The sequence below is a fragment of the Stenotrophomonas indicatrix genome (assembly GCA_041545745.1).
GTDB classification, from domain to species: domain Bacteria; phylum Pseudomonadota; class Gammaproteobacteria; order Xanthomonadales; family Xanthomonadaceae; genus Stenotrophomonas; species Stenotrophomonas indicatrix_A.
The window spans coordinates 1,103,088-1,115,257 of record CP168152.1 but is presented as its reverse complement, the minus strand read 5'-3'; the positions used below and the strand labels follow the sequence as shown (position 1 = coordinate 1,115,257).

The following is a 12,170-nucleotide window of genomic DNA, read 5'->3' as shown; positions in this document are numbered from 1 at the left end:
TGCGTGGATGCCGCACTTCCCCGTTGACGCCCTTAGCTACGCTGCGGGGCTCTGCGAACCGGCCTTCGGCCCCAGCACCGCCAGCAGCACGTAGATCACGATCGACGCCACGGTACCGAGCGCTGCCGGCAGCCCGAACGCCCAGGTTGAACGGCCCTGCTGCCGCGCCCACTGCCCCAGATGCCAGGCCGCCCCCAGGTTGATCAGCCAGGCGATGACGAACACCGGCCACTGCACGAAACCGACTGCACGCAACAGCGGCATGGCGATGAGTGCTGCGACGATGGCGCCGATCAGGAAGGCCAGAGCGAGACGGGAATGGTGTTCCGAAGCGGCGGTCATGCGCCCAGCTCCCGTACCATCACCAGTACGCGATAGCCGTGGTTGTCGGCTTCCTGCAGGGGCGTCCAGCCCAGCCGCGCGTAAAGGCCGCCATCCAGGGCTTCGGTCTGCAGATACAGATGCGAGACGCCCATCCGTACCGCCTGCGCCGCAGCCTGTTCGACCAGTCCGCTGGCCAGGCCGCGGCCGCGATGACTGTCGGCCACGAACACACTGCCCAGCCAATGCTCGTACTGTGGAAATGCCCGCATCTCCCGGCGCTTGAGCTGCACGGCGCCTGCCACCTGGCCGCCATCGAATGCTGTGATCAGGTGGGGAAAGCCTTCCGCATCCTGCGGCTGGTTGAGCCGCTGCAGTTCCTGCTCCAGCGACACGCCGGCATCCCGGCCCCATTGCGCGTTGTACCACTGTGCCAGCTGCAGCCTTTCCGGCGCGTCAGCGGATAGCACCCTGAATTCCATGGCAAAGCCTCGATCCCTATGTCGTGCAAGAGGATCACGTACGGCCGCCAATTGGAAGCAGACGAGCGACGATTTGGCGCTACAGAACGGTCAGCCCTGCGCGAAATCCTTCAGGATCTCGCCCACACCGCTGGGCGAGATCTCGAAGCCGAGCGTGGTGCCCGGATTGATCACCACGCCGTAACCGCCCGGCACGCGACGCAGCACGTCCAGCATCAGCCAGCGGACCTGATGCTCGGCCTGCTGGCTGTAGATGCCCACCCGCGCAGGATCGGTAAACACGGCCACGTGCAGGGTGCCCTGCTTGTCGAACAGCAGCGGATCGAAGCCGCTGCCATCGGGGGTGACCAGGCTGCCGGTCAGCAGCACCACCTCGGAGGCGACGAAGGCCTCCATGAACGCGCGGATCGGCACTGTTCCGTCCATCGCGGCCTTGAGCAGGGTTTCGATCGGGGTCTGCGGGGCAAGGTCGGTCATGGCAGTGCGGGCGCGGCATCAGGGGTGCCTATTGTGCCGGATGCGATCAACCCCGGTAGTGCCGGCCGCTGGCCGGCAGCCGCATGTGCCAGTGATCTGGAGCTGCCGGCCAGCGGCCGGCACTACCGCTTCCGAAGCCGCTGGTCGCGAGACTGCTGGTCGGCCACCGCCTTGTCCAGTTCGGCCTGCAGCGCCGGCTGCTTCACGGCCGCATCCAGTACGAACACCTTCACCCCGTGCGCTGGCACGTCAGCCTTCAGCGCCCCCGTCACTTTCACCTCGCCGCCGTCCAGCGCGTCCCGCCAGGTGCCGGCCTGCAGGTAGCGGTCCACGTTGAATGTCTTCGCGGCATCACCCTTGTTCAACAGCACCAGCGCGGTCTGCGCCACGTCGGCGTGCTGCAGCACGCGGAAGAACACCGCCTCATCGCCCTGCAGACGTTCGTTCACCTGCAGGCCGCGCTGCAGCGCCGGCGTGGCCTCACGCAGCTTGGCGATGCGTTGCAGCGGCGCGAAGATCGGGCTCTGCGGGGCAGCATCCACCCGTGGCTGGCCGAAGTAGGCGCGGTTGCCGGCATGTTCCGCACGGCCGCGCATGAAGCCGGTTTCCGATCCGTAATAGACCACCGGAATGCCACGTGCGGTGAACAGCCAGTTGTGCGCATCGATGAAGCCGTTGTCGCTGGCCTGCAGACGCGGCATGTCATGGTTGTCGTAGAAGCTCATCAGCTCGTACGGGTTGGCGTACGGGCCAGCAGTCAGGTGCAGCGGCTCAGCCAGGGTTTCAAAACCCTTGCCGGCCGTGCCGAAGGTCTGCTCCAGCGCGCCGCGCAGCGGGAAGTCGAGCACACTGACATTGGCGTTGGCCGGCCAGGTGTGTTCGGCGATGCTGGCGGCGTTGTAGTCGAACGCTTCGCCGAACATGAACATGCCCGGGTGCTGCGCGCGGATGCGGTTGACGAACTCGTGCCACCACGGGTGCGGCAGCCAGCCGATGGTATCGATGCGCAGCGCATCCACGCCCTGCTCGGTCCACTGCAGGTAGGCCCCGACCAGGTAGTCCATCACTGCCGGGTTGTCCTGGTTGAAGTCGCTCAACTCGGCCAGGTTGCCATCGAAGATCGAGCCGTCCTTGCTGTCGACCGGGCCGATGTTGTTGTAGAACGCGTGCAGCGGAGTGTGCTTCGGGTCCAGCTTCTGTGGCGGCAGGTTCTGGTGGTCGGCAATCAGCGTGCCGTCCTTGTCGAAGATCTGGCCGAACTGCGGCTGCCGCTTCGGCATGGTCCATGCCGGCGATCCGTGGTTGCCGACGATGTCCAGCACCACCTTCAGGCCGGCACCGTGCAGGCCCTTGGTCAGCCCGGCAAAGTCCAGGTCCCTGCTCGGCAGGTGCTCGTCCAGTTTGTAGAAGTTGATGCCCCAGTAGCCGTGGTAGCCGGTCTTGCCGCGGTCGGTCAGGGTGCTGGTGCAGCTGATCGGTTTGCTGCCGGTGAAGGCTTCATCCGGGTTGTCGACGATGGGCGTGATCCACACCGCGCCGAAACCGAGGTTGCGGATGTAGCCGGCGTTGTCGAGCACGCCACGGAAATCACCACCGAGATAGCCGATGTTGCCGTCCACCTTGTCCGGGCATGGCACCGGGATATCGAACGTACGGTGCTTGCCGCCCTGGTCGCGATGGTCGTTGGACGGATCGCCGTTGACGAAGCGGTCGGTGACCACGAAATACACCGCATCGCTGGCGAACGGTTCGGTGGTACCGACATAGACAGGACGTGGCGCAGCCGCAGCATGACCAGCGAACAGCACAAGGGATACAGCAACAGTCAGCGCACCACGCATCACACCACCTCCGGACGGGACGGAACCCGCAACACGCACAGACCGGCAATCAGCAGACTGCAGCCACCCAGTACCAGTACATGCATCGGTTGGCCTCCCAGCCATGCGCGCAGGGCGAAACCGAGCGCGCTGGCCGCGACCAGCTGCGGGATCACGATGAAGAAATTGAAGATGCCCATGTACACACCCATCTTCGCCGCCGGCACGCTGTCCGACAGCAGCGCATAGGGCAACGACAGGATCGAGGCCCAGGCAAAACCCACGCCGACCATCGACAGCAACAGCCACTGCGGATCGTCGATGAACATCATCGAGATCAGCCCTGCCCCGCCCAGCCACAGGTTGACCAGATGGCTCCAACGCAGGCCGATCGCCCGCACCATCGGCGGGATCAGCAGCGCGGCCAGTGCGGCGAAGCCGTTGTAGGCACCAAACAGCACGCCCACCCAGTTGGCGCCTTCGTTGTAGGCCGCCGATTCGACGTCGGTGGAACCGAAATGCATGCCAGCCACCGCGCGCGTGGTGAAGATCCACATCGCGAACAGTGCGAACCACGAGAAGAACTGCACCCAGGCCAGCCGTCGCATGGTGATCGGCATCGCGCGCAGGTCACCGACGATGGCGGCCAGCATGTGCGTTCCTGGCAGTACCCGCGCCGCCGCCAGCAGTGCGCCGTAGCCCGCGCACAGGCCGGCCAGCACGTACAGCATCTTGTCGCCCTGGCGCCACGCGATCAGCGCCGCCAGCAGCACGCCGAGCCCCAGCCACAGCGCAACCTGCGCGCATGGCGCAGGGCCGGTGACCGCAGTGCCGGCGTGGTGCGCCGGTGGTTCGGCGTCATCGAAACTGGCCAGTTCGTCGGGCGAGTACTCACGTGTACTGACCACCGTCCAGGTGATTGCCGCCAGCAGCACCACCGCGCCGAAGTAGAACGCATAGCGCACGGTATCGGGCACCTCGCCCGCCGCTGCCGTGTTGGCAACGCCGAAGTGGGCCAGGATGAAAGGCAGGAAGCTGGCAACGATCGCGCCGACGCCGATGAAGAAGCTCTGCATCGCATAGCCGGCCGGGCGCTGCCGCGGTGCCAGCTGGTCGCCGACGAAGGCGCGGAATGGCTCCATCGACACGTTGATCGAGGCATCCAGCACCCACAGCGTGCCGGCGGCGATCCACAGCGTCGGCGAGTTTGGCATCACCAGCAGGGCCAGCGTGGTCAGCACCGCGCCGATCATGAAGAACGGGCGGCGCCGTCCCCAGCGTGTCCAGGTGCGGTCGGACAGGTAGCCGATCACCGGCTGCACCAGCAGGCCGGTCAGCGGTGCGGCGATCCACAGCCCCGGCACCGCTTCCATATCCGCGCCCAGCGTTTCGAAGATGCGGCTGGCGTTGGCGTTCTGCAGGGCAAAACCGAACTGGATGCCAAGGAAGCCGAAGCACATGTTCCAGATCTGCCAGAACGACAACTGCGGCTTTGCAGGACGACTCATCGTGCGTCCTCTGCTGCCGCCACCGGCGCGACCTTCAGCGCCTGTACCTGGGCCTGGTTGAGCACGCCGTCGCGCCCGCCCTTGCCGCCGGTGTAGTGCGCGAAGTGCTGCAGCGCGCTCATGTTGAAGCCCTCTTGCAGGGTCACCGTGCAGCGCCCCTTGGGCACCGCGAAGGTTGCGGCGGTCGAGTCCTGCGCCGCCACGCTGTGCGGCAGCGTTACCGTGTGCCGCTGCGGCGCCTGGCCCTTGCACTGCACGGCCAGCTGCTTCACCGCCGCGGTCACACCGGTGTTGATCGGGCCGTTCGGGTTGCTGTACTGCAGGCGCAGGCGCACGTGGCCCGCCTTGGCGGCGTTGAACTGCCACTGCCTGCTGCCACGCAGCACCTGCTGCGGGCCGACGCAGACCATCGGACTGTGCAGTGATTCCAGCACACCTTCGCGACGGGTCAGGCTCAGGCAGTGCTGCAGGCCATCATCACCTACGCGCACCTGGGCCTTGCTGGCCGAGGCCGCGACACCGTCCTGCCAAAGTACCTGTCCGGCGGCGACTGCGACGGTCCAGCCCTTGCCACTACGCTTTACCTGCGGCGCCAGCGGTGTGGCCGGTGCTCGTGCATTGGCATCGGCGCGCAGCACATCATGGCTCGCCGCTGCCGGCGCGGCGACCAGCTGCACGGTCGTCGTGGCACCACGCGTGCGCGTCTTTCCCGCGACCAGCAAGCCAGCACCCACCTGCTTCGGGCGCTCCAGCACATAGCGCTTTCCGCCCGACTCCAGACTGATCCGCTTCTGCTTCCCGAACAGCTCCGGCACCAGCTCGGCCGGCAGCTTGGGCTGCACCCGACCGTCGTCCTGCACGCCGAACACACCCTCGGTCACCATCGACAGATAGCCGGCCACCGACCACAACTGGCGCTCTGAGTTGACCACCGGGCCGCTCAAGGCACCTTCGTCCACGTGCACGGCCTGGGTGGCCAGCTCGTAGTTCTCCATGTTGGAACCGGCCAGCGCCGCCCCCCGCATCAACGAGCGGATCTCGGCGGCAATGCGCGGCGCGTCGTCCACCTTGCGCGCCGCGCGCAGCGAGTAGGCGCTGACGAACGGCCAGATCGCGCGGTTGTGGTAGATCGGCTGCTGCGCCTCCTGCGGCCACACCACCGGGCTGCCAGCAGCGCCCATCGGATAGCCCGCCAGCGCCCGACGCGCACGCTCAGCAGGCAGCACGTCGGCGAGGATGCCCAGCGACAGACCGAGCAGATCGATCTTGGCGTACGGCACCGGGTGCGCCGCTTCGCCGATGTAACTCATGTACTGGCCCATGTCTTCGCGCCAGAAGCGCGCGTCGATCTGCACCGCCAGTGCGTCGGCCCAGGCCTTGTACTGCTCGCTGCGTTCGTCGCCGAGCTGCGCGGCCATCTGCTGCGCCAGGCGTAGCGCCTGGTAGTGCAGCACGTTGGTGGACAGCGCATAGGAATCGCCGATGAAGCGCACGTCCTCGCGTGTCCAGTCCGGATAGGTCTGCTCGCGCCAGTCGAGGAACGAGGTCTCGCCGCGATACAGGCCCATCTGCGCGTCGAACACCATCGCCCGATCCTGCGCCAGCGTGCCCTGCAGCGCCTGCCAGACCTGCTCGGCAAACGCAGGATCATCCAGCAGGTGGCGTGCGGCCAGGAACCACACCACGCGGTCGCTGCTGATCGGCCAGCTGCCGCCGGAGCCGGTGTCCTGGGCCACGAACAGGCCGGGCGTATGCCCATCGCGCGCCGCCGACAACTTGAACTGCAATGACTGCCGGGTACGCTTCGGGTCCAGCTTGGCCAGCGCCAGGTCGGCAGCGAAGCTGACATCGCGCGTCCACACGTAAGGCCAGCGCGCACCGGTCTGGAAGCACTCACACGGCACCGGACGGCCTTCATCGAAGGCCGGATCGCGGATGGCATCCACCCGGTCCTGGTCCATTTCCTGCTGGGCCAGTGCGAACAGCGCATCGAACATCACGCTGCCGGTCTGGCTGCGCATGGGCGCGGCGGCGATGCGCACCTCGCGCTTGGGCGCATGCAGGATGAAGCTGCCCTTGGCAGCGGCTTCGGCGCGCGCCTGGCGGCCGTCGAATGTCAGGTCGGCCGCGTGTGCGGTCGTCCCCAGCGCTGCCCCCAGGGCAGCGGTCAGGCAAATGATCTTCAGCATCGAAGCGGCAGACCGGCTTGCGCCCGTCGACCTCCCTCCCTCTCTGCACCGTTGTGGGTCCGCACTGCCGTTGCCGGCGTGCGGGCGCGGCACCTCCCTCAAGGTGCCCTGGCCCCATGGTAGACGCGGGGCTGTCGGCTGCGTCCAGCTGCATACGTATTCATGGCGCGCAGTACCGGCACGCCTGCCGCGCTGGCTTATGGTCCGGGTCTGTCAACGGCGCCTTGGGAGGGGAAATGCCGACGTCACCCACAACGGTACGCGCAGTGTTCGCGCACGCCTTCGGCCTGGCCCTGTTGGGATTGGCCACGCTGGCACAGGCGGCTGCATCGCAGATCGCCAGCGTCGAATCACCGGACAAGGTACTGAAGGTCAGCCTGGTGCTGGACGGCGGCACCGCACGCTACCGCGTCGAGCGCCTTGGCCAGACCGTGGTGGCCGATTCGAAGCTGGGTTTTGAACTGCGGGATGGTCGCCTCGACCGCGACTTCAGCCTGCTGGCGCAGGAACGCCGCAGTGTCGACGACCGCTGGGAGCAGCCGTGGGGCGAGCGCCGCCTCACCCGCAACCACTTCAACGAACTCACCGTGCATCTGGCCGAAACCACCGGCAGCAAGCGCCGGCTGGACCTGGTGTTCCGCGTCTACGACGATGGCCTGGGCTTCCGCTACGTGTTTCCCGAGCAACCGAACCTGCGCGAAGCGATCATCGATGACGAACTGACCGAGTTCGCCATTGCGCCGGAGTCCACCGCCTGGTGGATACCCGCTGGCGAACCGATCCACTACGAATACCTGTACCAGCGCACGCCACTGCGCGAAGTGCCGCTGGTGCACACGCCGATGACCCTGCGCAGCCACGACGGCTTGCACGTGGCCATCCATGAAGCGGCGCTGGTCGACTACGCCGGCATGTGGCTGCGCCGCACCGAGGGCCAGCGCCTGCGCGCGCAGCTTTCGCCTTCGGCCGAAGGCTGGAAGGTGCGCCGCGCCCTGCCCTTCGCCACCCCATGGCGCACCCTGCAGATTGCCGACCGCGCCGGCGGGCTGGTCGAGTCCGACCTGATCCTCAACCTCAACGAGCCCAATGCGCTGGGCGATGTGAGCTGGGTGAAACCAGCCAAGTACCTGGGCGTGTGGTGGTCGATGCACCTGGACAACGAGAGCTGGGCGACTGGCCCGAAGCACGCGGCCACCACCACGAAAACGCGGAAAGTGATCGACTTCGCCGCCGCGCACGGCTTCCGTGGTGTGCTGGTGGAAGGCTGGAATCCGGGCTGGGACGGCAACTGGGTCGGTAACGGCTACGACTTCGACTTCACCCGTGCCACGCCGGATTTCGACATCGAAACCCTTTCGGCGTACGGGTTGAAGAAGGGCGTGCACCTGATCGGCCACCATGAAACCGGATGCGCGATCGAACACTACGAAGACCAGCTGGATGCTGCGCTGGACCTGTATGCGCGGCTGGGCGTGGACCAGTTCAAGACCGGCTACGTCTGTGACGACGGCCAGGTCGATCGCCGTAATCCGGCCGGCGGCCCGCTGTGGCGCGAGTGGCACGACGGGCAGTTCATGGCTCGCCATCACCTGAAGGTGGTGCAGGAAGCCGCCCGCCGGCACCTGTCGGTGAACCCGCACGAGCCGATCAAGGACACCGGCCTGCGCCGCACCTACCCGAACTGGATTTCCCGCGAAGGCGCACGTGGGATGGAATACAACGCCTGGGGACAGCCACCGAACCCGCCCGAGCATGAGGTCAACCTGGTGTTCACCCGCATGCTGGCCGGGCCGATGGATTACACCCCCGGCATCCTCAGCCTGAAGGGTCGCCACGGCCAGGCCATCCCCAGCACGCTGGCCCGCCAGCTTGCCCTGTACGTGGTGCTGTACAGCCCGATCCAGATGGCCGCCGACCTGCCCGAGCACTACCTGCAGCACCGCGACGCGTTCCGCTTCATCGAGGACGTCGCGGTGGACTGGGAGCAGAGCCGCGTGCTCGATGGCGAGGTCGGCGACTACGTGACGATTGTGCGCCGCGACCGCAACAGCCGCGACTGGTTCCTCGGCAGCATCACCGATGAGAACGGCCGCGTGCTGCCGGTGTCGCTGGGCTTCCTGGAGCCGGGCGTGCGTTACCGCGCCGAGATGTACCGCGATGGCGACGGCGCGGATTTCCGCAGCAATCCCTTCGCCTTCAAGCGCGAAACCCGTGAGGTCAGCAGCACCGATTCACTCACCCTGATGCTGGCGCCTGGCGGCGGGCAAGCCATTCGATTCACGCCGTTGGATTGATGAACGCCCCCGCGTGACGTTCGCCGGGCATGGCCCGGCGCTACCGTGGCGGGGATATGAAAGCGATTACATCCCTGCAAACGCCATTGAATACGTATGCAGGGTGATTCCCACGAAGAACGCGCTGCCTACCATAGCGGCGACGACAGCGGCCACCGCGTCGCACGTCCTCGACACCATCGGGACGACCACGAATCGCACTACAACATTGCCTGGGAGGGGAAAATGTTGAACCACAAGCGCAGTGCGCTGAGCATCGCGTTGGCCGTCGTACTGACGCCATCGCTGGCAGCAGCACAGTCCACGCAGACCACCACCACCCCGCCGACCGGCACCGCCGCCACCAACCTGGATACCGTGCAGGTCACCGGCATCCGTCGCGGCATCGAAAGCGCCATCGCGACCAAGCAGGACGCCACCTCGGTGGTCGAAGCGATTTCCGCCGAAGACATCGGCAAGCTGCCCGATGTCAGCATCGCCGAATCGATCTCGCGCCTGCCCGGCCTCGCCGCGCAGCGTGTGGCCGGTCGTGCGCAGGTGATCAGCGTGCGCGGCCTGTCGCCGGATTTCGCCACCACCCTGCTCAACGGCCGTGAAGTGGTCAGCACCGGCGACAACCGTGGCGTCGAGTTCGACCAGTACCCGTCCGAGCTGGTCAACGGCGTGACCGTGTACAAGACCCCGGATGCGGCGCTGGTCGGCCAGGGCCTGTCAGGCACCATCGACATGCAGACCGCACGTCCGCTCAGCTTCCCCGACCGCGTCATCGCCGTCAGCGGCCGCTACCAGAAGAGTTCGCTGGGCCGCGCCGCCGACACCGATCCGTACGGCAACCGCTTCAGCGCCAGCTACATCGACCAGTTCCTGGACAAGACCCTCGGCATCGCCATCGGCTACGCGCACAGCGACATGCCGATCCAGGAAAACCAGGTCGGCCTGTACGAGCCGTGGACCACCGAGCACACCACCAACGGCAACCGCCCGGGTGTTGCCGCTGGCACCTACTTCACCGATGGCATCAAGGCGCTGCGCCGCACCGGCAACAACAAGCGTGACGGTGTTATGGCCACGATCCAGTTCCGGCCGAACAACAGCTGGACCAGCACTTTCGACGCGTTCCATACCGAGGCGGAGCAGATCGACACCGCCAACCAGTTCGAGCTCAACCTGAGCAACTACAACGGCAACTACACCCCCGGCCTGCTGGTCAGCAACCCGCAGGTCAACGCCAATGGCACCTTCACCGGCGGCACCGCCAGTGGCGTGTACCCGCTGGTGCGCGGCATGTACAACAAGCGCAAGGACAAGATCGATGCGTTCGGCTGGAACAACGAGTTCACCTTCGGCAGCGTCAAGCTGGTCGCCGACCTGAACTATTCCAAGGCCACCCGTGACGAGCTGAACCTGGAAAACAACCTGCAGCTGACCCCGATGCCGCAGCTGGATACGGTAGGTGTGCAGTTCCGCCAGGATGGTTTCTCGCAGATCAGCCCGGGCCTGGACTACTCCAACCCGGACGCGCTGTTCCTGACCAACACCATCTACGGTTCTGGTTACGGCAAGGTGCCGAAGGTGGAAGACCGCCTGAAGGGCGGCAAGCTGGCCGCGACCATCGCCCTGCCGGAAGCAATGGCGTCCTGGGCACCGGACCTGGATATCGGCGTGAACTATGCCGACCGCCGCAAGGTGAAGACCCAGTCTGAAGGCAACATCCTGCTCGGCGCGCAGGGCGATGCCAACATCGCATCGGATCTGCAGTACCGCCCGGTCAACCTTGGATTCGCCGGTCTGGGCACCATCCCGGCCTGGAACGTGCCGGGCGCGGTCGGTCGTTACATGACTTTCAATCCGGTCGACAACCTCGACTACCTGATTCCCAAGTCGTGGACGGTGCAGGAAAAGATCACCACCGCCTGGGCGCGCCTGAACATCAACACCGACATCGGCGTGGTCGGCGTGCGCGGCAACATCGGCGTGCAGATGCAGCACACCGACCAGAGCTCGGACTCGCGCTACTGGGACAGCTCGCAGGCGGCCGGCAACAACATCCAGCCGTACTCCGATGGCCGCAAGTACAACGACTGGCTGCCGAGCTTGAACCTGGCCTTCATGTTCCCGCACGAGCAGACCCTGCGCTTTGCTGCAGCCAAGCAGGTCGCCCGCCCGCGCGTGGACCAGATGCGGGCCGGACTGGAGTTCGGCGTGGATACCGGTACCGGCCGCCCCGGCGGCAGTGGCGGCAATCCGCTGCTGGATCCGTGGCGCGCTACCGCGCTCGACCTGTCCTACGAAAAGTACTTCGGCGAGAAGGCCTACGTGGCTGCCGCGATCTTCTACAAGGACCTGAAGAGCTACGTCTACACCCAGTCGGTGGACAACTACGACTTCACCGGGCTGCTGGGCAACTATGTGCCGCCGCCGGGCATGGTGGTACCGGTGCTGCCGACCGGTACCTTCTCGACCCCGCAGAACGGCAAGGGCGGTACGCTGAAGGGCCTGGAGCTGACCGCATCGTTCCCGCTGGACATGCTGACCGACAGCCTGCGTGGCTTCGGCGTGCAGGCCAGCGCGACCTTCAACAAGAGCGACATCCAGATCCTGGATCCGGAAAGCGCGTCCAGCGTGGGCACAGACCCGATCAGCCTGCCCGGCCTGTCCAAGCGCGTGTACAACTTCACGGCTTACTACGAGCGCAGTGGCTTTGAAGCACGCGTCAGCCAGCGCCGTCGTTCGGACTTCATCGGCGAGATCGGTAACTTCAACGGCAACCGCACCCTGCGTTACGTGGTAGGCGAGAACGTGACCGATGCGCAGATCAGCTACACCTTCAGCGACAGCAGCAGCCTGCGCGGGCTGACCCTGCTGCTGCAGGGAAGCAACCTGACCAACGAGCCGTACCGCACCTACGCCGGCACCAAGGATCGCCCGCTGGAATACATCGAGTGGGGCCGCACCTACATGCTGGGCGTGAACTACAAGTTCTGACCTGCACGGTAGTGCCGGCCGCTGGCCGGCAATCCATCGGAAACCCGCTGCGCAGGCAGCGGGTTTTCTTTTGCACGAGTGCCGCGACGGCCTC

Annotated in this window: 8 protein-coding genes; 2 read left to right on the top strand and 6 right to left on the bottom strand. The window is 66.1% G+C overall.

Annotated features, from left to right (window positions below; translation table 11 throughout):
* Positions 1-36: 36 nt before the first annotated feature.
* From ACEF39_RS05145 to ACEF39_RS05120, 6 genes are all read right to left on the bottom strand, one after another.
* Complete coding sequence (locus tag ACEF39_RS05145; protein WP_500287179.1) at positions 37-342, bottom strand: hypothetical protein; 306 nt, start codon at positions 340-342, stop codon at positions 37-39.
* Complete coding sequence (locus tag ACEF39_RS05140) at positions 339-803, bottom strand: GNAT family N-acetyltransferase (protein ID WP_500287178.1); 465 nt, start codon at positions 801-803, stop codon at positions 339-341. Before ACEF39_RS05140 ends, ACEF39_RS05145 begins: the two co-directional genes overlap by 4 nt.
* 90 nt (positions 804-893) lie before the next feature.
* Positions 894-1,280 (bottom strand): SseB family protein, encoded by a 387-nt coding sequence (locus ACEF39_RS05135; RefSeq protein ID WP_340568880.1) that lies wholly within the window; start codon positions 1,278-1,280, stop codon positions 894-896.
* Between the two features lie 122 nt (positions 1,281-1,402).
* Positions 1,403-3,121, bottom strand: a complete 1,719-nt coding sequence (locus ACEF39_RS05130; RefSeq protein WP_500287177.1) for an alpha-amylase family glycosyl hydrolase — start codon at positions 3,119-3,121, stop codon at positions 1,403-1,405.
* Entirely contained in the window at positions 3,121-4,608 is a 1,488-nt protein-coding gene (locus ACEF39_RS05125; protein ID WP_500287176.1) for an MFS transporter, read from the bottom strand. The genes ACEF39_RS05130 and ACEF39_RS05125 overlap by 1 nt, the downstream gene beginning before the upstream one ends.
* Positions 4,605-6,797, bottom strand: a complete 2,193-nt coding sequence (locus ACEF39_RS05120; protein ID WP_500287175.1) for an alpha-L-rhamnosidase-related protein — start codon at positions 6,795-6,797, stop codon at positions 4,605-4,607. The genes ACEF39_RS05125 and ACEF39_RS05120 overlap by 4 nt, the downstream gene beginning before the upstream one ends.
* Positions 6,798-7,033: 236 nt before the next feature.
* Here ACEF39_RS05120 and ACEF39_RS05115 point away from each other — a divergent pair, with 236 nt between their 5' ends.
* Both ACEF39_RS05115 and ACEF39_RS05110 read left to right on the top strand, forming a co-directional pair.
* Positions 7,034-9,091: a glycoside hydrolase family 97 protein gene (locus ACEF39_RS05115; RefSeq protein WP_500287174.1), complete on the top strand. Its 2,058-nt coding sequence runs from the start codon at positions 7,034-7,036 to the stop codon at positions 9,089-9,091.
* 225 nt (positions 9,092-9,316) lie between these two features.
* A complete protein-coding gene (locus tag ACEF39_RS05110) occupies positions 9,317-12,076 on the top strand; it encodes a TonB-dependent receptor (protein WP_500287173.1) in 2,760 nt (919 codons plus the stop codon).
* Positions 12,077-12,170 lie beyond the last annotated feature (94 nt).